Origin of the sequence: Floridaenema evergladense BLCC-F167 (genome assembly GCF_041929205.2) — a bacterium.
Taxonomy (GTDB): domain Bacteria; phylum Cyanobacteriota; class Cyanobacteriia; order Cyanobacteriales; family Aerosakkonemataceae; genus Floridanema; species Floridanema evergladense.
In genome coordinates this window covers 4,924,140-4,949,649 of record NZ_CM171625.1, presented here as the reverse complement: position 1 = coordinate 4,949,649, position 25,510 = coordinate 4,924,140, and the positions used below count along the sequence as shown (strand labels likewise).

26 protein-coding genes are annotated in these 25,510 nt (G+C 41.1%); 13 read left to right on the top strand and 13 right to left on the bottom strand.

Features of this window, described 5'->3' with window-relative positions; translation table 11 throughout:
* Positions 1-12: 12 nt before the first annotated feature.
* The 5 genes from ACE1CA_RS24190 to ndhC all read right to left on the bottom strand — a co-directional run bounded on the left by ACE1CA_RS24190 (position 13) and on the right by ndhC (position 4,890).
* A complete protein-coding gene (locus tag ACE1CA_RS24190) occupies positions 13-1,476 on the bottom strand; it encodes a phosphoglucomutase/phosphomannomutase family protein (protein ID WP_413280511.1) in 1,464 nt (487 codons plus the stop codon).
* 190 nt (positions 1,477-1,666) lie between these two features.
* Complete coding sequence (locus ACE1CA_RS24185; protein ID WP_413280510.1) at positions 1,667-2,962, bottom strand: hybrid sensor histidine kinase/response regulator; 1,296 nt, start codon at positions 2,960-2,962, stop codon at positions 1,667-1,669.
* Positions 2,963-3,276: 314 nt separating this feature from the next.
* Entirely contained in the window at positions 3,277-3,795 is a 519-nt protein-coding gene (locus ACE1CA_RS24180) for an NAD(P)H-quinone oxidoreductase subunit J (protein WP_413280509.1), read from the bottom strand.
* Entirely contained in the window at positions 3,788-4,537 is a 750-nt protein-coding gene (locus tag ACE1CA_RS24175; RefSeq protein ID WP_459563694.1) for an NADH dehydrogenase subunit K, read from the bottom strand. Before ACE1CA_RS24175 ends, ACE1CA_RS24180 begins: the two co-directional genes overlap by 8 nt.
* Positions 4,528-4,890 (bottom strand): photosynthetic/respiratory NAD(P)H-quinone oxidoreductase subunit C, encoded by a 363-nt coding sequence (gene ndhC / locus ACE1CA_RS24170; RefSeq protein ID WP_193981533.1) that lies wholly within the window; start codon positions 4,888-4,890, stop codon positions 4,528-4,530. The genes ACE1CA_RS24175 and ndhC overlap by 10 nt, the downstream gene beginning before the upstream one ends.
* A 309-nt stretch (positions 4,891-5,199) precedes the next feature.
* Between ndhC and ACE1CA_RS24165 the strand changes: the two genes are divergently transcribed.
* The 6 genes from ACE1CA_RS24165 (at position 5,200) to ACE1CA_RS24140 (ending at position 7,482) form a co-directional block, all read left to right on the top strand.
* Entirely contained in the window at positions 5,200-5,535 is a 336-nt protein-coding gene (locus ACE1CA_RS24165; protein ID WP_413280507.1) for a rubredoxin, read from the top strand.
* A 135-nt stretch (positions 5,536-5,670) separates the two neighbouring features.
* On the top strand, positions 5,671-6,678 hold the full coding sequence (locus ACE1CA_RS24160; RefSeq protein WP_413280506.1) for a photosynthesis system II assembly factor Ycf48: 1,008 nt from the start codon (positions 5,671-5,673) through the stop codon (positions 6,676-6,678).
* Positions 6,679-6,761: 83 nt separating this feature from the next.
* Positions 6,762-7,010 carry a cytochrome b559 subunit alpha gene (gene psbE / locus ACE1CA_RS24155; RefSeq protein ID WP_413262378.1) on the top strand — a complete coding sequence of 83 codons (249 nt, stop codon included), beginning with the start codon at positions 6,762-6,764 and terminating at the stop codon, positions 7,008-7,010.
* Between the two features lie 21 nt (positions 7,011-7,031).
* Positions 7,032-7,166 carry a cytochrome b559 subunit beta gene (gene psbF, locus ACE1CA_RS24150; RefSeq protein ID WP_459563695.1) on the top strand — a complete coding sequence of 45 codons (135 nt, stop codon included), beginning with the start codon at positions 7,032-7,034 and terminating at the stop codon, positions 7,164-7,166.
* Between the two features lie 9 nt (positions 7,167-7,175).
* Positions 7,176-7,298, top strand: coding sequence for a photosystem II reaction center protein PsbL (psbL, locus tag ACE1CA_RS24145; RefSeq protein WP_413280504.1), 123 nt, complete (start codon positions 7,176-7,178; stop codon positions 7,296-7,298).
* A 64-nt stretch (positions 7,299-7,362) separates the two neighbouring features.
* On the top strand, positions 7,363-7,482 hold the full coding sequence (locus ACE1CA_RS24140) for a photosystem II reaction center protein J (protein WP_413262380.1): 120 nt from the start codon (positions 7,363-7,365) through the stop codon (positions 7,480-7,482).
* A gap of 338 nt (positions 7,483-7,820) precedes the next feature.
* Here the strand turns inward: ACE1CA_RS24140 and ACE1CA_RS24135 are convergent, their stop codons facing one another.
* Complete coding sequence (locus tag ACE1CA_RS24135) at positions 7,821-9,737, bottom strand: hypothetical protein (RefSeq protein WP_413280503.1); 1,917 nt, start codon at positions 9,735-9,737, stop codon at positions 7,821-7,823.
* A 462-nt stretch (positions 9,738-10,199) separates the two neighbouring features.
* Between ACE1CA_RS24135 and pgmB the strand changes: the two genes are divergently transcribed.
* Entirely contained in the window at positions 10,200-13,187 is a 2,988-nt protein-coding gene (gene pgmB / locus ACE1CA_RS24130) for a beta-phosphoglucomutase (protein ID WP_413280502.1), read from the top strand.
* Between the two features lie 109 nt (positions 13,188-13,296).
* Here the strand turns inward: pgmB and ACE1CA_RS24125 are convergent, their stop codons facing one another.
* The 3 genes from ACE1CA_RS24125 to ACE1CA_RS24115 all read right to left on the bottom strand — a co-directional run bounded on the left by ACE1CA_RS24125 (position 13,297) and on the right by ACE1CA_RS24115 (position 14,406).
* The gene (locus ACE1CA_RS24125) at positions 13,297-13,599 is read right to left on the bottom strand and encodes a DUF2973 domain-containing protein (protein ID WP_413280501.1); all 303 of its coding nucleotides are present in this window, start codon (positions 13,597-13,599) and stop codon (positions 13,297-13,299) included.
* A 110-nt stretch (positions 13,600-13,709) separates the two neighbouring features.
* Positions 13,710-14,030, bottom strand: coding sequence for a DUF2605 domain-containing protein (locus ACE1CA_RS24120; RefSeq protein WP_413280500.1), 321 nt, complete (start codon positions 14,028-14,030; stop codon positions 13,710-13,712).
* Positions 14,031-14,211: 181 nt separating this feature from the next.
* Positions 14,212-14,406, bottom strand: coding sequence for a hypothetical protein (locus ACE1CA_RS24115; protein ID WP_486517508.1), 195 nt, complete (start codon positions 14,404-14,406; stop codon positions 14,212-14,214).
* A gap of 30 nt (positions 14,407-14,436) precedes the next feature.
* Between ACE1CA_RS24115 and thrS the strand changes: the two genes are divergently transcribed.
* From thrS to ACE1CA_RS24085, 6 genes are all read left to right on the top strand, one after another.
* Positions 14,437-16,278, top strand: coding sequence for a threonine--tRNA ligase (gene thrS, locus ACE1CA_RS24110; RefSeq protein ID WP_413280849.1), 1,842 nt, complete (start codon positions 14,437-14,439; stop codon positions 16,276-16,278).
* Positions 16,279-16,341: 63 nt separating this feature from the next.
* On the top strand, positions 16,342-17,127 hold the full coding sequence (locus tag ACE1CA_RS24105; protein ID WP_413280850.1) for a DUF4058 family protein: 786 nt from the start codon (positions 16,342-16,344) through the stop codon (positions 17,125-17,127).
* Positions 17,128-17,226: 99 nt separating this feature from the next.
* Complete coding sequence (gene thrB, locus ACE1CA_RS24100; protein WP_413280851.1) at positions 17,227-18,183, top strand: homoserine kinase; 957 nt, start codon at positions 17,227-17,229, stop codon at positions 18,181-18,183.
* Between the two features lie 342 nt (positions 18,184-18,525).
* Entirely contained in the window at positions 18,526-19,887 is a 1,362-nt protein-coding gene (locus ACE1CA_RS24095; protein ID WP_413280852.1) for an APC family permease, read from the top strand.
* A 32-nt stretch (positions 19,888-19,919) separates the two neighbouring features.
* Entirely contained in the window at positions 19,920-20,606 is a 687-nt protein-coding gene (locus tag ACE1CA_RS24090; protein WP_413280853.1) for a class I SAM-dependent methyltransferase, read from the top strand.
* Positions 20,607-20,802: 196 nt separating this feature from the next.
* On the top strand, positions 20,803-21,879 hold the full coding sequence (locus ACE1CA_RS24085) for an iron-containing redox enzyme family protein (RefSeq protein ID WP_413280854.1): 1,077 nt from the start codon (positions 20,803-20,805) through the stop codon (positions 21,877-21,879).
* A gap of 201 nt (positions 21,880-22,080) precedes the next feature.
* On the opposite strand, the gene ACE1CA_RS24080 is transcribed toward ACE1CA_RS24085, so the two are convergent.
* The 4 genes from ACE1CA_RS24080 to trpB all read right to left on the bottom strand — a co-directional run bounded on the left by ACE1CA_RS24080 (position 22,081) and on the right by trpB (position 25,468).
* Positions 22,081-22,797 carry a class I SAM-dependent methyltransferase gene (locus ACE1CA_RS24080; protein WP_413280855.1) on the bottom strand — a complete coding sequence of 239 codons (717 nt, stop codon included), beginning with the start codon at positions 22,795-22,797 and terminating at the stop codon, positions 22,081-22,083.
* Positions 22,798-23,036: 239 nt separating this feature from the next.
* A complete protein-coding gene (locus ACE1CA_RS24075) occupies positions 23,037-23,663 on the bottom strand; it encodes a ribonuclease D (protein ID WP_459563702.1) in 627 nt (208 codons plus the stop codon).
* Positions 23,664-23,669: 6 nt separating this feature from the next.
* Positions 23,670-24,209, bottom strand: coding sequence for a CAP domain-containing protein (locus tag ACE1CA_RS24070; protein ID WP_413280856.1), 540 nt, complete (start codon positions 24,207-24,209; stop codon positions 23,670-23,672).
* A 2-nt stretch (positions 24,210-24,211) separates the two neighbouring features.
* Positions 24,212-25,468: a tryptophan synthase subunit beta gene (trpB, locus tag ACE1CA_RS24065; protein WP_413280857.1), complete on the bottom strand. Its 1,257-nt coding sequence runs from the start codon at positions 25,466-25,468 to the stop codon at positions 24,212-24,214.
* Positions 25,469-25,510: the final 42 nt, after the last annotated feature.

Sequence of the window (25,510 nt, the reverse complement as noted above, 5' to 3'; positions counted from 1 at the left end):
CAAGAGACTGAGTTAAACAGATTTTGCCCAATCATTCGCCCAATTTAGCCGTTTATGTACTTCATCAAGGTTGGCAGCTTCGCAATATAAACGCAAAACTGGTTCAGTACCACTAAAGCGAATCATCAGCCAACTTCCATCAGCTAAACGGAATTTGTAGCCATCAATTGTGTTGCAATCTACTACTGATTGTCCAGCAATTTCTTTGAGAGGTTGACTTTGTAATTGTTCTAAAAGACGCGATCGCACATCCATACTAGCTAGAGGCAAATCTATGCGATCGTAAGCCGAACTAAAGTTAGTTTTCTCCTGCAAATTTCGGTACAATTCGCTTAAATCTTTACCCGATTCTACAACTGTTTCTAACACATACAAAGCTGATAACAAAGCATCTCTTTCAGGAATGTGAGTGCCATAACCAATTCCGCCAGACTCTTCTCCACCCAGTAAAACTGAAGTTTCTAACATTCGATCGGCAATATATTTGTAGCCAACAGCCGTTTCAAATAATGGTAGTTGATAATGTGCTGCTACTTTGGGAATTAAATCGGAACCGCTGACAGTTTTTACAACCTCGCCAGTCATGCCTCTTTTAGTTGCCAAATGTTCAATTAAAATTGGGATTAACACTTGAGAACTTAAAAATTCACCTTGTCCATCGACAGCAGCAACGCGATCGCTATCTCCATCAAATACTAAACCAACTGACAAACTATCAGGATTAATTGCTCTATGTTCTCTAATTACCTGGAAAAATTTACCCAAATATTTTGGCAAAGGTTCTGGCGCACCACCTTCAAATAACGGATCGCGATCGCTATTAATTTCGTTAACAGGTATACCCAAAATTTGCTCAAATCCTGTTGCAGCTGCACCGTGCATAACATCAGCAAATACTGTTAATTTACCTTCTTTTATCGCCTGACGAATTTCCTCAATATTTACCTTAGCTCGTAATCCTTCACAATAGCTAGGCCAAGGATTAAACATTTCTAATTTCCCTGGTTCTGCTACTGGCGACAATTTCTCATCTAACAAAGCTTCTATTTGCTTAGTTACTTCAGGAGAAACAGAACCTCCAAAAGCACTCTTGACTTTTAAACCTAAATAGCTGCCAGGATTATGACTGGCTGTAATCACAATAGCACCCAAAGCATTAAGTTTTTTTGCTGCCCAACTAAAAGCAGGAGTAGGAGCAAAAGTTTCTGTCAATAAAACATCAAAACCTACCGCACGAATTGCCTCTGCTGCTGTCCGAGCAAAGGTTTCTGCCATAAAACGGCGATCGTGACCGACAATCACGGTGCGACTATTAGTAAGATTACCATATTCTTTAGCTAGAACTTGAGCTGCGATCGGTGCCACCAAAGCTACACGCTCAAAGGTAAAATCTGCTGCTATTACACCTCGCCAACCATCTGTTCCAAATTTAATTGGATTAACAGTAATTGGCACAAAGGAAGAGCGATCCGTCATTAATTTTGCCTCTCTTACGATTGCGACGCTCACACTTTTTAATTTTATCTAATTGTGTATCCCAGAAGCTATAATTATACGATTTTTACCAGCAAAATTGCAAATATTTTGTAAACTTAAGTGTTTAATAATACCAGTTGCTAGTTATGTTCCTTGAGAAAAAAGCTGTTGCAACTTCCCATTGCTTATTTTAGGTTTGTCCTAAATTAACCGGAATTTCTATAGAAAATTCTGTTCCTTCTCCCAAAGTAGATTCATAAGTCAATTTACCTTGATGTTTTTCCACAATAATTTGATAACTAGTTACTAATCCCAAACCGTTACCTTTACCCACTGGTTTAGTTGTAAAAAATGGAGCGAATAAATGTTCTTTAACATCTTCAGAAATTCCGTTACCATTATCTTTTATTCTAATAATTACCGTTTGCTGAGGTGTTAATTCTGTAGCAATCCAAATTGTAGGCTCAATCGATGTGTTGTTGACTTCTTGCCATTTAGCTTCCAAAGCATCGATCGCGTTATTTAAAATATTCAAAAATACTTGATTCATCAAACTTGCATAACAATTAATTGCTGGTAAAGTTCCATAGTTTTTTTCTACTGTAATTTCCCAATCTTGTGCTTCTGGTTTTAACCTTTGTTGTAATAATACTAAAGTGCTATCAATTCCTTCATGCAAATTGACAGGTTTAATATCAGATTCATTTAACCGAGCAAAAATTCTTAATGCTAAATTAATAGTCGAAATTCGTTCTGCTCCTGTTTGCATCGAACTCAGAACTTTTTCCACATCTTTTGCTAGAAAATTCAGGTCAATCTCTTCTAGTGCGGCTTCTACAACAGGAGTTGGTTCAGGATATTCTTGTTGATAAATCTTGATTAAATTCAGTAAATCCTGTATATATTGACGTGCAAAGTCAATGTTACCAGCAATAAAACCGATAGAATTATTAACTTCATGCGCCATACCAGCAGCTAACTGACTTAAACTAAACATTTTTTCTTTTTGGATTATTTGTACTTGGGCATTTTTCAGTTCAGTTAAAGCCTGTTGTAGTTGTTCATTTTGCGATCGCATCTGATTTTGCAAATTCTTAATAATTAACTGATGTTGAATTCGCGCCAAAACCTCTTCAATTTGAAAAGGTTTAGTAATATAATCTGCACAGCCAAATTGAAAAGCTTTAACTTTATCCATTACATCATCCAAAGCACTAATAAAAATTATTGGTACTGCCCTGGTTTTTTCATCATTCTTTAATTCCTTGCAAACTTCATATCCATTCATCATCGGCATATTAATATCTAATAAAATTAAGTCAGGTAAAACAGTTCTAATTGCTGTTAAAGCCATTTTTCCACTAAGCGCTTTCCGCACGCTATAACCTTGTTCTTGCAGCAGAGTGGATAAAAAACGAATATTATCTGGGGTATCGTCCACAATCATAATATCCGCTTTCGAGGAAAGTATTAAATTACTATTCATTACACTAACCAAAAGAGAAAATAATAAAAAAGGATTTAAAACTCTGCTATTTGTTTAAAGCTAACACAACAGATCATTAGTATGTTATTTCTTTATAACTTATGAACTAAATTAAAATCAGGAAAATTACTGAGGTATTAAGGAAGATATCGGTTAGAGCATCAAATTTCGATCCAAAGGGAGCAAGGACAACAAATAGAGAAATAGTCATGGCAACTGCTGTAACATAATCTATGTAAATTAAACAACCTTCTTCCCTAACCCCGAAAATAAAAAACCCCCAAAATTTGGGGGAGGAGAAAATTTGGTCAGCTTTAGTAAGCATCTTGTAGCTCGTAAAAATCGGGAGAGACATAATCCTTACGTAAAGGCCAACCTACCCAATCTTCAGGCATTAACAACCGCTTCAAATTCGGGTGTCCTTCGTAAATAATGCCGTACATATCGAAAGCTTCCCGTTCTTGCCAATCGGCGCTTGCCCAGATCCAGTAAACTGAGGGAACTGTGGGGTTTTCTCTTGGTAGAAATACCTTTAAGCGCACTTCCTCTGGACGATCGGCATTATCGCTAAGTTTAATCAGATTGTAAAAACTGACCAACTCTTGTCCGGGACCAACATCATAACCACCTTGACACTGAAGGTAATTAAACCCGTAAGCATACAAAGCAGTCGCCAAGGGAAGCAAAAAATCTGGCTCAACTTTAATAATTTCGATGCCACGAGGGTCTGGTTCTAAAGACTCATGTTCAAAACCATTCTCAGTCAACCAGCGAGAAACTTTACCTGCTTCTACCAGCGTGGAAGTTTCTGGTGCTTGAGATTCATCAGCCACGAGAAGCCTCCTTTTCTGTTGCCTTGAGTGCTGGAGGTACAGGCATACCCATAGCTTCGGTCAATTCTTTCGGTGGGTTGTAGCGAGTATCAGATTGGAGATACTTACCGTCTAAGATTGCTGGCACAGCTTTCATTTTGTGAGTAGTGCTGTAGTAACGGTGAGTTTGATTGAGTGCTGCCCGTTCCTGCATGGAATTGTTGGCAATCTTCTTCCGCAGTTTGACGATCGCATCCATAATCGCTTCTGGACGGGGAGGACAGCCAGGGATATAAACATCCACAGGCAACAGTTTATCCACACCACGTACAGCTGTCGGAGAGTCAACGCTAAACATTCCACCCGTGATCGTACAAGCACCCATCGCGATCACATACTTAGGTTCCGGCATTTGCTCGTACAAGCGTACCAAAGCCGGAGCCATTTTCATGGTGATCGTGCCAGCAGTGATAATTAAATCGGCTTGACGAGGGGTAGCACGAGGGACTAGACCGAAGCGATCGAAGTCAAACCGAGAACCAATCATCGCCGCAAACTCAATAAAGCAGCAAGCCGTACCAAACATTAAAGGCCAAAGACTCGAAAGCCTTGCCCAATTGTAAAGGTCATCAACTGTAGTTAAAATGACATTTTCCGAAAGTTCTTGAGTAACAGCAGTACGCTCAACCGGGTTGAGAATCTTTTCTCTTAGCTGTTGCTCAAAATTAGGATCTGTAGTTGTGAGATTTGAATTCATGACCATTCCAAGGCTCCTTTGCGCCATGCGTAAACCAGAGCAACGACTAAAATTGCGATAAAGATCAGTGCTTCAATAAAGGCTAAAAGACCCAAACGATTAAAGGCAACCGCCCAAGGGTAAAGAAAAACCGTCTCCACGTCAAAAACCACGAAGACCAAGGCAAACATATAGTAGCGAATGTTGAATTGAATCCAGGCTCCGCCAATGGGTTCCATCCCCGATTCATAAGTAGTGCGACGCTCTGGCCCACGACGGCTGGGGCGTAGTAGTTTCGATGCAGTCAGAGCTAACGCTGGAACTAGGCTGCAAATGATTAGGAAGCCCAGTAAGTATTCATAGCCGCTAAGAACAAACACAATTAGTTGCTACCACTTTGGCAAAAGGACATTTGTTACTTATTTTTACAGATAATTCGCCCTTCGGGATGCTTTAGCTTGCTTATGAAAACCATAACAAGGGAGATGGGGGGATGGGGAGATGGGGAGATGGGGAGATGGGGGGATGGGGAAGTTTAACTCAAAACTCAAAACTCAAAACTCTCTAACTCCCCCCACCTCCCCACCTCCCGACTTCTTCAACTTCTGAGTCAGGAAGACATCTTATGTCATAATCTGTAACAGATATTTTAAGATTTCTGCCAGCTTTTCTAATAATCAAAGAGAGCAATGACTAACCAAGCTGTTGATCCGAATACGTTGGATCGATATGAGTGTAAAGCCTGCGGCTATATCTATGAGCCGGAAAAGGGAGACGACAAGAACGATATTGCTGCGGGAATTCCCTTTGAGCAATTGCCAGCAAATTGGCGCTGTCCTGTTTGTGGGGTGCGGCAATCTGCTTTCCAAAATATTGGGCCAAAAGGAACTGCATCGGGATTTAAGGCTAATTACGGCTATGGTTTTGGTGTTAATACTCTTACGCCGGGACAAAAAAATCTCTTGATTTTTGGTGGCTTGGCGCTGGCTTTTTTGTTTTTCCTAAGCTTGTATGGATTGCAATGATTAAATTTTGGCGGGATTTCCAGCTAAAGTTAATCGAGTCACCCAATGCCGTAGGATAAGTAATTGGCTGATTTTTAGAAGATTAAAAGTTTGGCAAAAGACTAGGCAAGACAAATTAGAGAATATTGGGCAAAAATGCGATCGCTATTGAGAAGTTTGCAAAAATTAGGAGTGCTGCTAGTAGTTGTCCTCCTTTGTGTAGCTTGTAGTAAAGTACCCTCTATCAGTGAAAATCCTTGGCAAATCCTCGCTATACCCACAGACAGTAATTTATCGGATGTGGCTTTTACAGAGGACAAAAATCATGGCTGGATAGTGGGAAGCAACACAACTTTGCTAGAAACCACTGATGGCGGCGAAACTTGGCAACCGAAAATTTTAGATTTAGGTGAGCAAAAGTACCGTTTCAGTGCCATCAGTTTTTCTGGCAAAGAAGGGTGGATTGCTGGACAACCTGCACTGTTACTACATACCACTGATGAGGGACAAACTTGGTCACAGATTACTTTGAGCGAAAAGCTTCCTGGTAATCCTAACACTGTGGTTGCCCTTGGCCCAGACTCGGCAGAAATGACCACAGATGTCGGCGCAATTTACCGGACAGCTGATGGTGGTAAAACCTGGAAAGCAATGGTAGAAGAAGCTGTTGGCGTGGTGCGAAATATTTCGCGTTCTGCTGATGGGAAGTATGTGGCGGTTTCCTCAAGGGGGAATTTTTACTCAACTTGGGAACCGGGACAAAGTGCTTGGGTACAGCATAACCGCAACAGTTCTCGCCGAGTGCAAAACATGGGTTTCACCAAGGATGGTAGATTGTGGATGTTGGCGCGTGGTGGTCAACTACAATTTAGTGAGGCTGAAAATCCAGAGGCATGGTTAGATGCTGATTATCCAGAATTCTCTACTAGCTGGGGTTTACTGGATTTGGCTTATCGCACGCCTGAAGAAATTTGGGTGGCTGGTGGTAGCGGGAATTTACTTCGCAGCTTAGACGATGGCAAAACTTGGGAAAAAGACCGTCAGGTGGAAAATGTGCCTTCTAATCTTTACCGAATCGTGTTTCTGAGTCCAGAACAGGGATTTATTATCGGTCAGAAAGGCACTGTGCTGAAATATAACCCGAATATTGTTGGCGCAGCTTAAACATTCTCAATCTTGTCTTGTGAGAGTGTTTAATATTTCGTATCATTTGTTTAAGATTCGATCTTGTTGTTGGAGGATGAAGAATGGCCGGGACTACTGGAGAGCGTCCGTTTTCGGACATTGTTACAAGTATTCGTTATTGGGTAATTCACAGCATCACGATTCCGATGTTGTTTATTGCTGGTTGGTTGTTTGTGAGCACTGGGTTAGCCTACGATGCTTTTGGCACCCCTCGTCCTGATGAGTACTATACTCAAACTCGTCAAGAATTGCCGATCATTAGCGATCGATATCAAGCAAAAGACCAAATTCAAGAGTTTTCAGGTAAGTAGTTTTTTAATCATTGGTTGCGAATTATGAATACTCAATCGAATCAACCCGTTTCTTATCCGATTTTTACTGTAAGATGGCTGGCTGTACATACGCTGGCTGTACCTACAGTTTTCTTCCTGGGCGCGATCGCCGCTATGCAGTTCATTCAACGCTAGGAGAGAGTTATGCCTTCTCGTATCCCGAATCCTAATAATCAACCCGTTGAGTTAAACCGGACTTCTCTTTATCTAGGTTTACTCTTGGTTTTCGTTCTCGGTTTATTGTTCTCCAGTTATTTCTTTAACTAACTGGTTTTCAGTGATATTCTTTGGCAAAATTTAGCAAGTTGTTGTTTTAAGAGGAGGTAATACTGTGTCTCAAAGTGGAAGAATTCCTTTGTGGATTGTTGCTACCGTAGCAGGTTTAGGCGTAATCGGTGTTGTCGGCATCTTCTTCTATGGTGCATACGCTGGTTTAGGTTCTTCTTTGTAAGAATTGTCTGAGTTTAAATTTCCCGAAAAAAACCGCTTACCTAATTTTTAGGAAAAGCGGTTTTTCAATTTATTTGGGGGACTGGGGAAGTTTTGAGTTTTGAGTTTTGAGTTAATAAGAGTTGGAGAGTTTTAAGTTTTAACCCTCTCCTGTCACTTTGGACATAGAAAAAGGCTTTCGCCTTGCGATGTCTAGATTTTAGCGATTCTCAATAATTATTGGTGTCGCAAGGCGAAAGCCTTACAAATCAATAACTCCCAAAAATTTTCTTGCGAGAGTGACATGAGAGGGTTAAGTTCTCCCCTGCGCCCCTGCACCCCTGCACCTCTGCTTTTTCGCTACAAACTATTTAGTTCATCGGAGATCTGGGGTATGTCTGGGGGAACTACGCTGCGATTAACTTGGGCTTTGTGGCTTTCTTGTTTGGTGGCAATGTCGGAGGAAATTGCTTCAAAGCGAATTTCTAAGCAACCGAAGGGAACTGTCATTTGGAAGCAGGTTTCTAGGTTTCCCCAAGCGTCGATGTAAAAATCACCTAACCAGCGGGGGCCTTCAACTAGCGATCGCGTTTGTAAATCCACTACCCAAAACTTGACACCGAGTCGGGGTTGCCGCATTGGGACTTTCACTCGCACCCGAATCTGTTGTCCTGCGGTGAGTTCTCCTGCTGGTACATCTAATTCTGGGATTGGTAAAACTTTCACTTCTGTTTCATCGCCAGAACTTTCGCCAAGGGAACTCAGACTATTTTCTGGTTTTGCTGGTAAAGGTTCTGGTTCTTCTACAACGAACTCCATTGCGGCTAATTCGGCATCTGGGCCAGTATAAATAGCGGCAGGAGGTTCACTTTTTGTTTCTACTTCTTCTATTTCTTCAAAAATTGGCTCTTTACTTAATTCGGTAGATAATTCTGCATCTGCGGCGATCGCATTTAAACGCGACCAAAAACGCTCTTCTAATTTCAGCGATTGAAAAGCTGTATCAATAGTAGCTGGTACTGTTTCCGCTACGTTTGATTCTGCATCAGCAGTAATTTGGTCAGAAATTTCCGCTGTTTCTGTCTCTGTTTCAGAAGTAATATTTTCTTCCGTTGAACTTGTTATTAATTCGGTTTCAGTTTCAGTTGTTTCAGTTAAAGTAGTTGCTAATTCTGGTGGTGGTTCGGGATTACCAAAATTACCGAAACTTGGTAATTCTACTTTTTTAATGGGATTTCTGAGCAAGTCTGGTTGATAGAGTTGGGGTGGTAAGATTTGTTTGCCACCGGGTTGAAAAATTGGGACTGTAAGATTTTGTGGTGTGGTTGCTTGGTTATATGTTGCCAAGTCTAAAGCTGCTGATTTGGATTGTGAGGATATTTCCAAGACTTCGGTTTCCTGGAAATTATCTGCGATCGCACTTAACAAATCATTCAAATCCGAGGTAATACTAAAAGACCTTGTTGCCAGAACTAAAGGAGAATCATTTGCCGTTTCTGGCGCATCATAAATATTAACTTCACCTAGTAGTAAATGAGTTTTACTCTGGGCTGGAATATGAATGCTACAAGCAAAATTAAAAGGAATTTCCTGCGTGATTAATTGCTGTTGACGTTCAGCTAAAACTTGTCCACTTTGCGGATCGCGCAGTTGAATTCGCATTTCTCCTGTTAATGCTAGTTCCTCCTCAATTTCCTGATTTGCAATTGCATTTGGCAATTCCACATATCCAGCTAAATTAATTGATTGTCCGGCACGCGCCACATAAGTTTCTTGCTTGAGAGTTAAGCGCAAAGGATAAGGATCGGGACTCGTTGATTTAATACTAGAGGCTGGGATTTTAGATTGATGAGAAATGGTTAGGTCTCCAATTCTCCCCTGTTCTCCTTCTCCCGTAGTATCCTGTGTAGCTGATTCTGGGTGAGGATTTGGTGGCAAAACCTTGATTCGGAGGGTTTGCTGCCAAGGTTCGCCCATTAAATCTTCAAACAAATCTGGCAGACAGCGAAACTCCCAAATTCCCGCAGTGAAGTCAGTAAAAGGAATCAGCACCATTAACCCTTCGGAGTTGATGCGACGCGATCGCTTTTGTAACCTGCGTTTAGGCGGGTTTTCGTAGATCGAGTGGTGAATGATGCGAATGTCTATATCGGTTTCTGTACGGTTGGAACGCACTACGAGACGATACCTGCCTTCAGGAAGTTCAACTTCCGGTGATTTCAGGGATTGCCAAGAGCGATCGTTTTCTTTTTGGATGAGAAATTCCCAGTATTCCATCGGTAGCCGGAAAGATAGCGCCAATCACACTTAATCGTAGACTAGCGAAGGTTACACGGCAAATGTTTGCTAGTATAAGGCGACTGAAGTCGCGGCTACCAGGATTTTCTCGACACAACTGATAAAAATGTTCGGCAGTTAGTTAATTGAATGGAGTTAAATTTAGTGTCACCCCATTCATCATTCTATGAGCCTCCTATTGCTTTGTATAAATAATTTTAAAGTTTTATTACCAAATGTATAGTTTTGTATCAATTATTCGACCCATAGTAATTTGTACCTCTTTAGGGGGATTCCTAAAAGCATGAAGATCGAATAAGGCTTCGATCTTTTTTGTTCTTTCCGCATTGTTGAAACTGGGTGCGACGAAGCAAAGCCAGCTTACCAGGCGGGTGTGAGGAAATTTTGCTCAATTTCTCTTTGTACAGTTAGACGAACTTGCTACCAAGCAGTTATTCCAAAATGCAAACACTCAGTAAACCCTCGGCAAAACCAACTTCAGTTAACGCCACTGATTGGACTATTGTAGAATCTCAGTTCAATCCCAAACTACACCATCAAGAAACAATTTTCACCTTGGGTAATGGTTATTTGGGAACTCGTGGCACTTTTGAAGAAGGTTATCCCAACGATCTGCCAGCTACCTTCATTCACGGTGTTTACGACAATGTAGCAGTAGCACATACAGAGTTAGTCAACTGTCCTAACTGGCTACTCTTAGTTATTTGTTTTGCGGGAGAGCGCTTTCGCCTCGACCAAGGTAAAGTGTTAGATTATGAGCGTCGCCTTGACTTAAAACAAGGATTATTACAGCGTCGCGTGTCTTGGCAAAGTCCAAAAGGGCATATCGTAAATTTGCTATTTGAACGCTTCGCCAGTTTAGCCGATCGCCACGTCTTAGCGATTCGCTGTTTAGTCACGCCAATAAATTTTTCTGGTTTGGTGGAAGTACAAGCGAGTTTGAATGGCTATGCTGATAACCAAGGCGTAATGCACTGGGATTGGTTAGATCAAGGCATCATCCACAATGATAGTGCGTGGTTGCTGATGCGGAGTCGCCACACCAATATTGAATTAGGAATGGCAACTCATCTAAGTGTGTCTTGCGAAAATACCTTGCTGCGAGGTTCAGGTTGTCAGGGTTATCCAACAGTGACTACCTGTTTTTCCGCACAACCGGGAAAAACTGTTGCTATAGAAAAGATTGTTACAGTTTTCACTTCTAGAGATTGCAAAAATCCCGCCCAAACTGCCCAAGAAAAACTAAAAGATTTTTTTTATGGTTGGGATTCTGGGAATAATTGTTATGAGATGCTGCGTCAGTTGCATATTCAAGCTTGGGAACAAGAGTGGCAAACTTGTGATATAGAAATTGAGGGCGATCGCCAAGCGCAATTAGCTGTTCGTTATAATTTGTTTCAAATTTTGGCAGCTGCACCAAGGGAGGACGATCGAGTTAGTATTCCGGCAAAAACTCTGTCAGGTTTTGCTTATCGAGGTCACGTTTTTTGGGATACGGAAATTTTTGTGGTTCCATTTTTAACTTTTACGAAACCGGAGTTAGCCAAGAAGTTATTGACTTATCGTTATCGCACTTTAGCTGGGGCGAGAAAGAAGGCAAAAGAAGCGGGTTTTGCGGGGGCAATGTATGCTTGGGAAAGTGCGGCAACTGGGGAAGAAGTGACTCCACGCTGGGTTCCGACTCCGAGTGGCGAGTTAATTCGGATTTGGTGTGGCGATCGCGAACTGCATATTAATTCAGATATAGCTTATGCAGTTTGGCAATATTGGCAAGCTACGGAAGATGATGATTGGATGTGTAATTATGGGGCGGAAATTATTTTAGATACGGCAAATTTTTGGGCGAGTTGTGTAGAGTGGAATAGCGATCGCAACTGTTACGAACTCAAAAACGTCATTGGCCCCGATGAAAATCACGAACTCGTAGATAACAGCGCTTTTACTAATAGCATGGTGCAATGGCATTTGCAAACAGCTATTTCTGTTTTATCTTGGTTGCGAGAAGAATATCCTGATTGGTCAAACGAATTACAACAAAAACTTAATATTACTGCTGTTCAGTTACAAAAATGGGCAGATTTTATAGATAAAATTTTGATTTTACATAACAAAGAAACAGGTTTAATCGAAGAATTTGAAGGTTTTTTCGATCGCGAAGATATCAACTTATCTGATTATGAACCTCGCACTCGTTCCATGCAAGCAATTTTGGGAATTGAAGGTGCAAATCAAAGGCAAGTTTTGAAACAAGCGGATGTTTTGATGTTGATGTATTTGTTGCGAGATCAATACGATCGCGAAACATTACAAAAAAATTGGGATTATTACGAACCTCGCACAGATCATAGTTACGGTTCTTCTTTAAACCCCGCAATTCACGCTATTTTAGCCTGCGATCTGAATAAATTGGAAGAAGCTTATACGCACTTTATGCGATCGGCTTTAGTAGACTTAGAAGATGTGCGAGGAAATGCTAATGAAGGCATTCATGCTGCTTCTGCGGGTGGTGTTTGGCAAGCCATAGTTTTCGGTTTTGCTGGGGTAAAATTGACTCCTAATGGTCCTGTTGCCACACCAAAATTACCCCCAGGTTGGACGAGATTAAAATTCCGTTTTCAATGGCGCGATCGCTTGTATGAATTCGACCTGAAACCAACTACAATCAAAGGTGTAATTTTTGATTTAGATGGCGTAATTACTGATACTGCTGGCTATCATTATTTAGCTTGGCAAAAGTTAGCTGATGAAGAATATTTAAGTTTTGATTTGCCAATAAATGAAGCTTTAAAAGATTTGCCAAGAAGAGAAGCGTTGTTGTTGCTGTTAGGCGATCGTCAAGTCAGCGAAGCAAAATTTCATGAAATGATGATTTGCAAAAATCGTTATTACTTGGAATTTATTCAAAACTTTTCCCCCGCAGATTTATTACCCGGAGTTAGCAATTTGTTAGATGAATTAAAAGCAAATAACATAAAAATTGCTATTACTTCATCTAGCAAAAATGCCAAAGAAGTATTGCAACGTTTGGGAATTGCTGATAAAGTGGACGCGATCGCAGATGGTTACAGCGTCATTAAACCAAAACCAGCACCCGACACTTTCTTACACGCCGCCTTTCAATTAAACTTAACACCCAGCGAATGTTTAGTAATTGAAGATGCCGAATCTGGAATAATCGCAGCTAAAGCAGGTGGAATGTCAGTAGTAGGTTTAGGTTCGATTGAACGAGTAGGAAACGCCCATTTGGTATTAGAAAACTTAGAACAAGTCAACTGGCAAAACTTAGTAGAAAAATTTTCTCATATCCAAAAATCTCAGCTTCCTTCTCTAGTTGCCTGTGATATAGAAAACCCAAAAATCTCCGTTCTGCACAAAGAAAACAGAAGCAAAAAACACTGGGTTGCTAATAATATCTTGCTACTCAGATAAAATCACCAGTTCGTTGCGAACCCTTCAGTGTTATCTCTCCCCGTCAAAACAAAAAAAGACGGGGATTTTTTGAGCAGAATTATTAAAACTTACTCCGTTCATATAAAGATTATGGAGCAGAATTTTCGGGAGGATTTTCGTAAAGAGATTCTAATTTTTGTCTAGCATCTTCAACTGCGATCGACTTCATAATCAACAAAGGTTCATCAATAAAATTACCAGAATCATCAAGAAATTCTGGATGTGGTATTGGGCGATCGCGACGACTAGATCTTCGATTTGCAGAAGACCTATTATATGGAGAAGTACTGTATTGGTAGTCAGCACTAATCCGAATCAAATTACGAATTAAATTACCCACAGCAAGAAATGCCAAACAAGTAAAAGCTAATATGTAAAGCAAGTGCAACATAGAGATCCTCCTCCTAATTAAAAGATTTTTACGGTACTTTGATTTATAGGGCAATCAACAAAATTTTTTTGAGCAGACATCTTAAATCCAACTATTTAAGAATCACTTTTCTACTCGTTCGCCTGTTCCATCCGAAATCGCATGGCAACCTTCCAACATTCGGCAACTAATTGGTGCCACTGAAACAGCGTAGATGTTTCTACACCTACTTGACTCCCAGTTGCAAGAAACATTACCTGTACCGTATTTACTTCATTTTGAGCCTGCTTCACCCGACTTAATAAGTCCGATTGCTGCTGAGACTCCAAGAAGGGTATAGTTTCTGTTTCTAGAAAAGTGCGCGATCGACCAAACCAATACTGAAAATCTTCCAGTAATGGTTGTAACAGGCTTTTCAGTAATTCCGGTTCTGGCAGGTTAGAGTTAAGCATGAAATCGAGTATTACTAATCTAACTAAATCATAACCTTAATTTCATTTACATTTCTTAATAATGTGGAAATACTTCTTCAGAAAGGGGACAGGGAATAAGAGGTGGGGAGGTAGGGGGATGGGGGGAGATGAAGAGGGGGGTGGGGGGGTAGGGGGATGGGGGGAGAATAAGGCGCTAGATCTATCCCCATCTCCCCATTCCCCCATCTCCCCATCTCCCCATCTCCCCATCTCCCCATCCCCCCATCCCCCCATCTCCCCATCTCCCCATCTCCCCATCTCCCCATCTCCCCATCTCCCCATCTCCCCATCTCCTCTGCCCCTCTGCACCGCTAAGATAGAGGCTATGGGGGAATGTAATCCCCGATCGAAACATTTGTTTATTAGTTTTAAAGATAGTTTTCTCATGGTTAATCAGCCATCCATCAATTCAGAATCACCCGATTCTCAGGAAAAGCCAGCAAAAATCCACTTACCACGTACCAGCGAATCAGAAACCTTAAAGAAAATCCGTCACACAACTTCCCATGTGATGGCGATGGCTGTGCAGAAACTATTTCCCAAAGCACAGGTGACGATCGGCCCTTGGATTGAAAATGGATTTTACTACGACTTTGATAGTCCAGAGCCATTCACCGAAAAAGACTTAAAAGCGATTAAAAAAGAGATGATTAAGATCGTCAATCGCAAACTGCCAGTAATTCGGGAAGAAGTCAGTCGGGAAGAAGCCGAACGCCGCATCAAAGCAATTAACGAACCTTACAAACTAGAAATCCTCGAAGGTTTAGAGGAACCGATTACCATTTATCATTTAGGAGAGCAATGGTGGGATCTTTGTGCAGGGCCGCACGTTGAGAACACCGCAGAACTAAACCCCAATGCCTTTGAACTGGAAACTGTTGCAGGTGCTTACTGGCGAGGCGATGCCACCAAAGCGCAATTGCAAAGGATTTATGGTACTGCTTGGGAAAATCCAGAACAACTAGAAGAATACAAGCGCCGCAAAGAAGAAGCACTGCGCCGAGATCACCGTAAATTAGGTAAAGAACTGGGATTATTTATTTTTGCCGATGACGTTGGCCCAGGATTACCTTTGTGGACTCCCAAAGGAACGGTTTTAAGAAGTACTTTGGAAGATTTTCTCAAACAAGAGCAAATCAAGCGGGGTTATTTGCCAGTTGTTACTCCACACATTGCCAGAGTTGATTTGTTTAAAACTTCAGGACATTGGCAAAAATACAAAGAAGATATGTTCCCGATGATGGCGGAGGATGAACAAGCAAAGGCAGTTGAACAAGGATTTGTTCTCAAGCCAATGAACTGTCCATTCCACATTCAAATATACAAGAGTGAGTTACGTTCCTATCGGGAATTGCCAATGCGTTTAGCAGAATTTGGCACTGTTTATCGTTACGAACAATCAGGAGAATTAGGCGGTTTAACCAGAGTTCGTGGCTTTACGGTTGATGATTCTCACTTGTTTGTCACCCCCGAACAATTAGACGGAGAATTCTTGAATGTAGTAGATTTAATTCTCTCAGTATTCAAGAGTTTACAACTAAAAAACTTCAAAGCCAGACTCAGTTTCCGCGACCCTGAATCTGATAAATATATCGGTTCCGATGACGTTTGGGAAAAATCCCAAGGTGCGATTCGTCGTGCGGTTGAAACTTTAGGAATGAATTACTTTGAAGGCATCGGAGAAGCGGCATTTTACGGGCCAAAATTAGACTTTATTTTCCAAGATGCCTTAGATAGAGAATGGCAATTAGGAACTGTCCAGGTAGATTACAATTTACCGGAAAGATTTGAATTAGAATATGTTGCCGAAGACGGTTCTCGCAAACGTCCGGTAATGATTCACAGAGCACCTTTTGGATCTTTAGAGAGGTTAATTGGGATTTTGATTGAAGAATATGCAGGTGATTTTCCCCTTTGGTTAGCACCAATTCAAATTCGTGTATTGTCAGTCAAAGATGAATTTTTGCCTTACATTCAAAACGTAGTAAAAGAATTGCAAGTTTTAGGAATTCGTGCCGAAGCTGACACCAGTGGCGAACGTTTAGGGAAACAAATTCGCAATGCCGAAACCCAAAAAATTCCCGTGATGGCGATCGTCGGAGAAAAAGAAGTAGAATCAAATTCTTTAAATATCCGCACTCGTGCTTCTGGGGAATTAGGCGCACTTCCAGTTGCCGAAGTAATAGAAAGGATGAAGCAAGCAATAGAAAATTACAGCGACTTCTAAACGTAGGGTGCGTTAACGAAGTGTAACGCACCATTTCCCTAATTTAAATGGAGAAACAAAACCATGCCTTCACCTTTTCCGGGAATGAATCCCTATCTAGAAAATCCAGAAATTTTGCCGGAAGTACACAATCGGTTAATTGTAGCAATCTCTGATTCTTTAGTTCCTCAACTGCTACCGAAATATCGAGTAGCAATTGAAAAGAGAGTTTATCAAATGAATAGTGATAACTCCCTTTTAGTCGGAATTCCTAATGTTACCGTACAAAAAATAACTAATCAGTTAAACTCTCCCACATCTAATGTTGCTGTTGCTGCACCACCCGTAACACCTTTGAAAGTAAGGATGCCGATGTTAATGGAATTTCGGGAAGCTTATTTAGAAGTGAGAGAAATAGCGACTCAAAAAGTAATTACAGTAATTGAACTACTTTCGCCTAAAAATAAACGTCCAGGAGAAGGAAGAGAAGCTTATTTAAATAAACGGCAAAAAATCTTAAGTAGTAGCACTCATTTAGTAGAAATTGACTTGTTGCGTACCGGGGAAGCAATGCCAGTTTTTGGCAATGATTTTACAGCGAATTATCGCATTTTAGTGAGTCGGGGAAATTGCCGTCCTGAAGCTGATTTGTATTTGTTTAATTTGCCAAATCCGATTCCGACTTTTCCCTTACCGTTACAAATTGGAGATACAGAACCTGTTGTAGATTTAAAAAATTTGTTGGATGGAGTGTACGATCGCGCCGCCTACAATTACATAATAGACTACACCAAACAACCATACCCCCCATTATCAGAAACCGAAACCACTTGCTTAGAAACCTACTTAACCGAAAATACCCACCAATAAACCTCTCTTTTCTTTACTCTGCGTCCTCTGCGCCTCTGTGGTTCAAAAAAAACGCTAATTCTGCTATTGTTGATAACTGCATTATATTAACCAATAAAAATGTCTACTGTCTCGATCGCCGTTCCCGCCACAACTGCTAACCTTGGCCCAGGTTTTGATTGCATTGGCGCAGCTTTATCTCTTTACAACGAATTCCAATTTACTCAACTAACTTCAACTGAAACAGCGCTAAAAATTAATGTTACTGGTGCAGAAGCAAAAAGAGTACAAACTGACGAAAGCAATCTACTTTATCAAGCATTTTTGCAGTTTTATCAGCATATTGAAAAAACTCCCCCACCTGTAGAAATTGACATTAAATTGGGCGTACCTTTGGCGAGAGGTTTAGGTAGTTCAGCAACAGCGATCGTTGGCGGTTTAGTTGGTGCTAATCTGCTAACAGGAGAACCTTTGCGTCAAGTGGAATTGATGCAGTTAGCAATTCAAATGGAAGGACACCCGGATAATGTGGTTCCAGCTTTGTTAGGAGGTTGTCGCTTGGCAGCTACGGGGTTAAATTTTGAACCGCAGAGGCACAGAGAACACAGAGAAGAATGGGAGATTTGCAATATTCCTTGGCATTGGAATGTGGTTCCAGTGGTGGCAATTCCTGATTTTGAGCTTTCGACTTTGGAGGCGAGGAAAGTTTTACCAAGCGAGTACAGTCGCGGAGATGCGATTTTTAATACGGCGCATTTGGGTTTTTTGCTACGTGGATTGGAAACTGGTAGGGGAGATTGGTTACGGGTGGCGATGCAGGATAAAATTCATCAACCTTACCGCAAGAGTTTAATTCCGGGTTACGATGCGGTTTATTCGGCAGCGCTGAGTGCTGGTGCTTATGGTGTGGTGATTAGTGGTGCGGGACCGACTCTTTTGGCATTGGTGGATAGCGAGAAAGCAGAAAGAGTCTGTCAGGCGATGCAGTCTGTTTGGCAGCAAGAAGAAATAAAGTCTGAAGTGAAAGCGCTCAAGGTGGATTTTCAGGGAGCACGAAGAACTGATGTTGAGTTTTAGACTTTTTGTATTTATCTTGATTCAGTAACTATGATTAATTTGTAGATAAACGAGAATTTTCTCTGTGCTATCTGTGGTTAATTGTTGAACTTTTTGTAGTTAGACGACATCTTTTTTGATTGTTGAATAATAATGATTCATTCTCGAAGCAAAACTATTATTATGCAAATTTTAAGGATTAAATCTACCAATTGGTAGATGTGTAATTAGCAGCAGAATTTTAGATTTTAAAAAGCGTTTTCAAAAAAATTGATTTTCACAGTAGAATATGAGTTAATTAACAAATAGGTGGTATTAGCCATACTATTGTCAAATTTCAGCTAAAATACTGAGGATGCCGGGATGAGCAGACGCACAGATTATAGCTTTCCAGATCGTGTATTGGTGGCAAGCTCGTCGGCTTCCCCTAGACCAGCATTAGCATTTACGGATGCGATCGCTCTTATTGTAGGTATTGTTATAGGTGCCGGAATCTTTGAAACTCCAGCAATAGTTGCGGCTAATGCCGGAAGTTCATCTTTCCTAATGTTGTTGTGGTTAATTGGCGGCGCAGTATCTTTTATTGGTGCTTTGTGCTGGGCGGAATTAGCCACAACTTATCCTCATGCTGGAGGCAATTACTATTACTTACGTCGAGCTTTTGGTAAGAATGTTGCTTTTCTATTTGCTTGGGCAAGAATGACGGTAGTTCAAACTGGTTCCATTACTTTGTTAGCATTTATTTTTGGTGATTATGCTACTCAGTTATGGAAATTAGGCGATTATTCGTCATCAATTTATGCTGGCATAGTCATTGTGGCTTTGACAGCTTTAAATGTAATCGGAGTTCAGCAGGGAAAATGGACGCAAAACTTGTTAACTTTGGCTAAAGTTTTGGGTTTGTTATTGGTAGTAATTTGCGGTTTGTTTCTGACTATTCGTACAGAAGAGGTAGCAACTTTGAGTCAAAAAACCTCTGGTTCTTGGGGGTTATCGATGATTTTCGTGCTGTTGACTTATGGCGGGTGGAATGAAGCAGCTTATATTTCAGCTGAATTGCGAAATGTACGGCAAAACATGGTGCGATCGCTATTAGTTAGCATTAGCATTATCACCGTAATTTATTTGTTAATTAATGTCGCCTATCTGCAAGGTTTAGGAATCGCTGGTATGGCGAATTCCCAAGCAGTAGCAGCTGAATTAATGGGACGGGCAATTGGTAAATCTGGGGCAATATTTCTCAGCTTTTTAATCGCTATTTCTTGCTTGGGGGCAATTAACGCCACGATTTTTACAGGTGCGAGAACTAACTATGCTTTAGGGCAAGATTTCTCTGTGTTTAGTTTTCTGGGCAAATGGCAAAGTAACAATAGTACTCCAGTCAATGCTTTAATTGTGCAAAGTGCGATCGCTCTCCTCCTAGTTTTGTTAGGCACAATCACACGCAAAGGCTTTCAAACTATGGTAGATTATACCGCCCCAGTCTTTTGGTTTTTCTTCCTCCTCACCACAGTTTCGCTATTTATTTTACGCTGGCGAGAACCAGAAACTCCCCGACCATTTAAAGTGCCTTTATATCCAATTACGCCCATACTTTTTTGCTTAGTTTGTGGTTATTTACTCTACTCTAGTCTGGCTTACACCGGAGTCGGAGCATTAGTAGGAGTAGCAATGGTAATAGTTGGCGCACCAATATTAATTTGGCATAATCGTCAACGAGTGTGAACGCAGTTTAGTTCATAAATTAGGAGAGAAAAATGAAGTGGCAACCAATTAAACTTTTACTGATTGGTAGTGTAAGTATTGGTAGTTTAGGATTCACCGGATGCACTCAACTGAGTCAAAAAAGTGACCAAGCAAAAGCAGAAGTTACTCAGCAAAAACCCGATGTTAATCCCCAATTAATCGCTTTGGAAAAAGATGTACCTTTTGTACCTACACCAGAAGTAGTTGTAGCAGAAATGCTCAAACAAGCAAAAGTTACTAAGCAAGATGTACTCTATGATTTGGGTAGTGGTGATGGCAGAATTGTGATTACAGCTGCTCAAAAATTCGGCGCGAGAGGTGTGGGAATAGATATCGATCCTGATTTGGTGAAAAAAAGTCAAGAAAATGCTCAAAAAGCTGGTGTATCTAACCGAGTAAAATTCTTGCAACAAGACTTGTTTAACACCGATCTCAGCGAAGCAACTGTAGTTACACTTTACTTGCTTCCTGATATAAATTTAAAACTTCGACCTAAGTTACTTTCAGAACTAAAACCTGGCACAAGAGTTGTTTCTCACAACTATGATATGGGTGATTGGAAACCCGTAAATGTGGTAAAAGTGAAAGGCCCAGCTTACGAACATACAGTCTATTCTTGGGTAGTTCCGAAAGAAATTCCCGCAAATTTGCGCCCCAGAACTGAAACTACTCCTTCAGCAGTTCCTACTACTAATTGACATACTCTCTGCACCAGAAATCCAACTTTAGTCGGGTGTCAATACTGCTCGGTTAAGCAAATTTGCTTAACCGAGCAGTATTGACTTGGACATTTATTGCTTCTGCTAGTGCTTAGATTCTCTCTCTAAGGTAGATGTAACAAAGTGTAACGATGTTTGAGAATCGTAGTTAATAAGATGAGAACAAGTAAGATTTATGAGTCCAAGTATTGAAGCTGAAACAACGAGTCAATTAGTATCTAGAGACTACGATCGCGCCGAGCAACAATTTATTCAACTGCTGGAAACAGAAGATTTAGACAAAAAACTGGCAGCAGAGTTAGTTAACGCCAGTGAATTTGAAAGCGTGTTGGAGCGAGCAATCAAAGCTGTTTACTCAGAAGCATCTGAGGATGATGTTGCACACCGCTTTTTGCAACGGATACTGTATCGGATTAATCGGTTAAAACTCTTTTGGTATGATGATTTGCGGCATTATACCAACGAACGATCGCTCTTTTTGCGAAAGGTACGCGATCGAATAGAGGAAGCTTGGCAACAATGGGAAGACGCAAAACTAGATGTGAAAGCATATCGAAGCATTGATGATATTAAGCAAGCATTGCGCGATCGCTTTGCGGCTGATATCGATCCGGCTCCCGCTGCTGATGGTTTATTTTATCGCGATCGCATCACTGAAAAAGGTTATCGTCGTTTAGTGGCGATCGCTTCCTTGGATGGATTAGTCGAAGCAAGTCAGCTTTCCCGCACGCTTGGTGGAGTTGGTAATGAAATCCATGCCGTACTAACGCGGTTGTTGATCGAAGAATATGGCGGAGGTCGCTTTCCCCGGAAACATTCTTCTCACTTTACCACCATGCTTGAGGAACTGGGAATGCAAACCGAACCAGAGGCGTATTTTGATTTAGTTCCTTGGCAACTTCTAGCAGTTATCAACTATAGCTTTCTGCTGACAGAACGCAAACGCTATTTCCTGCGCTACATTGGCGGATTGCTTTACGGCGAACTTTCCGTCCCTGCTACTTTCCGCAACTATCAAGCGGCTGGTGAGCGACTAGGATTATCAACCCAAGCCATGAGTTATTGGAGTTTGCACATTAAAGTAGACGAACTGCACGGACGTTGGATGTTGGATGATGTGGCGCTACCACTTGTAGCCCAATATCCTGCTGATGCTTGGGAGTTAGTTTTTGGTTACGATCGACAGCGGCTGTTGAGCGATCGGGCTGGTGCTGCTGTAGCCCAAGCTGTAAGAGAAGCCGAGCAATTGTAAATACGTAGGTTGTTCCGCTTCAGCACTCATTGACCTCGTGACCTCGACCTCGTTCCCAGGTTGAATCTGGGAACGAGCATCTGGGAGGTTGAACCTGGGAACGAGCATCTGGGAGGTTGAATCTGGGAACGAGCATCTGGGAGGTTGAATCTGGGAACGAGCATCTGGGAGGTTCCACCTCCAGAAGTGCAAGATCTCAGACTACAAACTAGTCATTAACTTGAGTAATTCAGTTGATAAATCACCTTTAGAAGCAGACTTTTTGCTAAACAAAACACCTGCTAAAAGGTAGATATTTTGTGAATAAAAAGCTCGATTTCCCCTGCGTAGTTCTTGAATTCTTTCTTTAACTTTTGGTTCCGAGCTATAGTAGCCAAATTGGATGGGTAAAATGGTGAAATCGGAAACAAAGTAATCATTTGCTAGTGCATAGTCAACTAACCCTTGTGGATTTGAGTAACTAGAAACTAGAACTAAGACATTTTCGTAATCTAATAACAAAAGCTTTTTAGTAACAGTAATTCCATCTATTCCTCCATGCAATAGAGGTTGATAAATTTTGTTATCTAATGCTGGAAGATAGGGCGGATTTGATACAAGATAAGTAGCATCAAGTCTAGCAGAATCAAATAAGCAACGATTGTGGATGATGTATCGATCGCCCAACCCATACTCTTTAATCTTTGACTTGGCAACTTGGCAAGCTAAACTATTTAATTCAAATCCATGTATGACACCATCAAATTCGGTTCTCAGCAATGATTTAATTACTGGAGTCCCATCTCCCGAACCAAATTCTAAAATACTTTCTGAATTAAAACAATTCTTGAGAACTAATGTTTCTAAGCAGTGTGAATAAAAATTGGATTCTTCGGGACAAAAGAATACATCTTTTAACGGCTGTGAAGAGGTTAGCATTAACTTATTACATAAACAAACTATACAAAACTTAATATATTATTAATCTTCCCAACATCTACCATTGGAATTAAAAGCATATATTCACCTTTAGTTAGATGATAAAAAATGTAATAATTGAGTTGCGATCGCCATCACAAATTTGTGTAAGAAATGGAATTTTAGCGCGATCGTTCTTGGGAATGTTTTAAACTATACCTTTTATTTCCTATTCCCAAAAACGAAAATCTGGACAAGAATTAATGTTCAAAAATGTCTTTATACTGTAATAAATCCAGTTGTACAATTACGGGTAAAGCTTGAAAACATTCTTGAGCTAATGAGTATCTTTCTTCTCTTTTTAGCATGGCGATTAGTTTGTCTTTTGCATTTAGCAAGTAACGCACGTCATTAGCGGCGTAACGTAGTTGTTCGTCAGTTAAATTAGCTGCATTTCCCCAATCGGAACTTTGGGCAGATTTGTCTAATTCTATTTGTTCTAATTCTTGGATTAAGTCTTTTAATCCGTGTTTTTGGGTGTAAGTTCTGGCTAGTTTGCTGGCTATTTTAGTACAAAAAATGGGAGTTACTTGAATTCCTAGATTATGCTGTAATTGCGTTACGTCAAATCGGGCAAAGTGAAATACTTTGGTGATGCTGGGTACTTCCATTAATTGTTTTAAGTTTGGTGCTTCTTGCTGTCCTTTGGCGATGCGAATTACGGTGATAAATCCCGGACAGAATAATTGTACTAAACATAAGCGATCGCGAAATGGCAGCAATCCCATTGTTTCCGTATCTACAGCTACGGCTTCTGCTTGCAGATATTGGGATAATAAATCGTCGGGCAAGTCGCGATCGCAAACTTGAAAGTCTTCCAATTCCATAAATTTTTAACGGCTGCGAATGAAAATCTGAGTGAAATAATATTCGCCTTTGCTATTTTGAGCAACCCCTATGCCCGTTAAATTAAAATTACTGCGAATATTCTTCAAGTGTCCGGGACTTTTTAACCAACCTTGAACTGCTTGGGTAGCCGGGTCTTTAAATCCTTGATTAAAGGCGACATTTTCCCCAGCACTACCATAAGAAAGTGATTTGGCGATCGCATTTACTCGCTGTTCAAATCCTTGGTGACTGAAGGGAACTTTTCCACTTGCCATTGCTTGACTATGCAATCTTGATTGTTGAGTAATTGCCGCATTCAAGGTCAAAGGTGGTAAATTTTGCGATTGACGATATTTATTTATTTGTTCGTGAATCGACCTCTCTATATTAGTAAGTGAATTCGGGTTTTGGGCAACAATTTCCGAATTATTTAGAGGAATTTCTGATTGCATAAAAGAGTCTACTTTGCTAATTACATCACAGCCACTCAGTCCTACAACCAGAAATAAACTTCCGAAGGCAATTTTGCTAATTTTTCTGAACATTATTATTGTGCTGATTCTGAAGAATTCAAGTATTTCGCCACAGTTTGCACGTCCTTATCACCACGTCCAGAACAGTTAATTACAATCCGGGGATTACCACTTAGCTGAGGACAGAGTTTATCTAAAAACGCGATCGCATGAGCAGTTTCTAACGCCGGAATTATTCCTTCCAAACGCGAAAGCCGCCCAAATGCTTCCAACGCTTCCTTATCTGTTACGCTGTAATACTCAGCCCGCCCGGAATCTTTTAAATAACTATGTTCTGGCCCTACTCCAGGGTAATCTAAACCAGCGCTGATTGAGTGGGGTTCAATTACTTGACCTTCCTCGTCTTGCAGCAAATAGCTCATTGCACCATGCAATACACCAACTTGTCCTTTTGTCAAGGTCGCCGCGTGTTTTCCTGTGTCCACACCTTCACCCGCTGCTTCTACCCCAATTAAACGCACACTTGTTTCTTTGACAAAATCGGCAAATAATCCCATTGCATTTGACCCACCACCGACGCAAGCGAGGAGAATATCCGGCAAAACTCCCCATTTTTCCAAAGCTTGGGCGCGAGTTTCCTTGCCAATAATCGCTTGAAAATCTCTGACTAACATCGGGTAAGGATGGGGTCCCGCTACCGAGCCTAAAATGTAATGAGTAGTTTCCACATTCGTCACCCAGTCGCGTATCGCTTCCGAAGTCGCATCTTTGAGCGTTCCCGTTCCTGCGGAGACAGGACGAACTTCCGCACCCATTAACCGCATCCGAAACACATTTAATGCTTGACGTTCCATGTCGTGAACGCCCATATAAATGATGCAGTTTAAGCCAAATCTAGCGCAAACGGTTGCTGTTGCTACACCATGTTGACCTGCGCCAGTTTCGGCAATGATTCTTTGTTTGCCCATGCGTTTTGCCAGCAACACTTGAGCTAGGGCATTATTAATTTTATGGGCTCCGGTGTGGTTCAAGTCTTCCCGTTTTAAATAAATTTGTGCGCCGCTGCCATCGGGTCGGGCATAATGGGTGGTGAGGCGATCGGCAAAATATAAAGGTGTAGGACGACCAACATAGTCTTTTAGTAGTTGCTGAAGCTCATTCTGGAAGTCTGCGTCAGCGCAATATTTCTGAAACGCCGCTTCTAACTCGCTTAAAGCAGGCATTAATGTTTCCGGCACATATTTGCCGCCAAAACGTCCAAAACGTCCTAATGCGTCAGGTACTTGTGTCGCGTCGTTACTTTGTTGGGGATTAATAGGGGTGAGTGTCACAGTGATTGTGTTGGAATTACGCCAGAAATTTCATTATAATTT

Excerpts from the sequence above, each read along its gene's own strand:
- ACE1CA_RS24120 (WP_413280500.1), bottom strand. The coding sequence starts at position 14,030 with ATGCTTAACTCTAACCTGCCAGAACCGGAATTACTGAAAAGCCTGTTA.
- thrS (WP_413280849.1), top strand. The coding sequence starts at position 14,437 with ATGGTTAATCAGCCATCCATCAATTCAGAATCACCCGATTCTCAGGAA.
- psbL (WP_413280504.1), top strand. The coding sequence starts at position 7,176 with ATGCCTTCTCGTATCCCGAATCCTAATAATCAACCCGTTGAGTTAAAC.
- ACE1CA_RS24085 (WP_413280854.1), top strand. The coding sequence starts at position 20,803 with ATGAGTCCAAGTATTGAAGCTGAAACAACGAGTCAATTAGTATCTAGA.
- thrB (WP_413280851.1), top strand. The coding sequence starts at position 17,227 with ATGTCTACTGTCTCGATCGCCGTTCCCGCCACAACTGCTAACCTTGGC.
- pgmB (WP_413280502.1), top strand. The coding sequence starts at position 10,200 with ATGCAAACACTCAGTAAACCCTCGGCAAAACCAACTTCAGTTAACGCC.
- ACE1CA_RS24105 (WP_413280850.1), top strand. The coding sequence starts at position 16,342 with ATGCCTTCACCTTTTCCGGGAATGAATCCCTATCTAGAAAATCCAGAA.
- ACE1CA_RS24080 (WP_413280855.1), bottom strand. The coding sequence starts at position 22,797 with ATGCTAACCTCTTCACAGCCGTTAAAAGATGTATTCTTTTGTCCCGAA.
- ACE1CA_RS24095 (WP_413280852.1), top strand. The coding sequence starts at position 18,526 with ATGAGCAGACGCACAGATTATAGCTTTCCAGATCGTGTATTGGTGGCA.
- ACE1CA_RS24070 (WP_413280856.1), bottom strand. The coding sequence starts at position 24,209 with ATGTTCAGAAAAATTAGCAAAATTGCCTTCGGAAGTTTATTTCTGGTT.
- ACE1CA_RS24125 (WP_413280501.1), bottom strand. The coding sequence starts at position 13,599 with ATGTTGCACTTGCTTTACATATTAGCTTTTACTTGTTTGGCATTTCTT.
- ACE1CA_RS24190 (WP_413280511.1), bottom strand. The coding sequence starts at position 1,476 with ATGACGGATCGCTCTTCCTTTGTGCCAATTACTGTTAATCCAATTAAA.
- ACE1CA_RS24115 (WP_486517508.1), bottom strand. The coding sequence starts at position 14,406 with ATGTTTCGATCGGGGATTACATTCCCCCATAGCCTCTATCTTAGCGGT.
- ACE1CA_RS24135 (WP_413280503.1), bottom strand. The coding sequence starts at position 9,737 with ATGGAATACTGGGAATTTCTCATCCAAAAAGAAAACGATCGCTCTTGG.
- ACE1CA_RS24075 (WP_459563702.1), bottom strand. The coding sequence starts at position 23,663 with ATGGAATTGGAAGACTTTCAAGTTTGCGATCGCGACTTGCCCGACGAT.
- ACE1CA_RS24090 (WP_413280853.1), top strand. The coding sequence starts at position 19,920 with ATGAAGTGGCAACCAATTAAACTTTTACTGATTGGTAGTGTAAGTATT.
- ACE1CA_RS24165 (WP_413280507.1), top strand. The coding sequence starts at position 5,200 with ATGACTAACCAAGCTGTTGATCCGAATACGTTGGATCGATATGAGTGT.
- ACE1CA_RS24185 (WP_413280510.1), bottom strand. The coding sequence starts at position 2,962 with ATGAATAGTAATTTAATACTTTCCTCGAAAGCGGATATTATGATTGTG.
- ACE1CA_RS24175 (WP_459563694.1), bottom strand. The coding sequence starts at position 4,537 with ATGGTCATGAATTCAAATCTCACAACTACAGATCCTAATTTTGAGCAA.
- psbE (WP_413262378.1), top strand. The coding sequence starts at position 6,762 with ATGGCCGGGACTACTGGAGAGCGTCCGTTTTCGGACATTGTTACAAGT.
- ACE1CA_RS24160 (WP_413280506.1), top strand. The coding sequence starts at position 5,671 with ATGCGATCGCTATTGAGAAGTTTGCAAAAATTAGGAGTGCTGCTAGTA.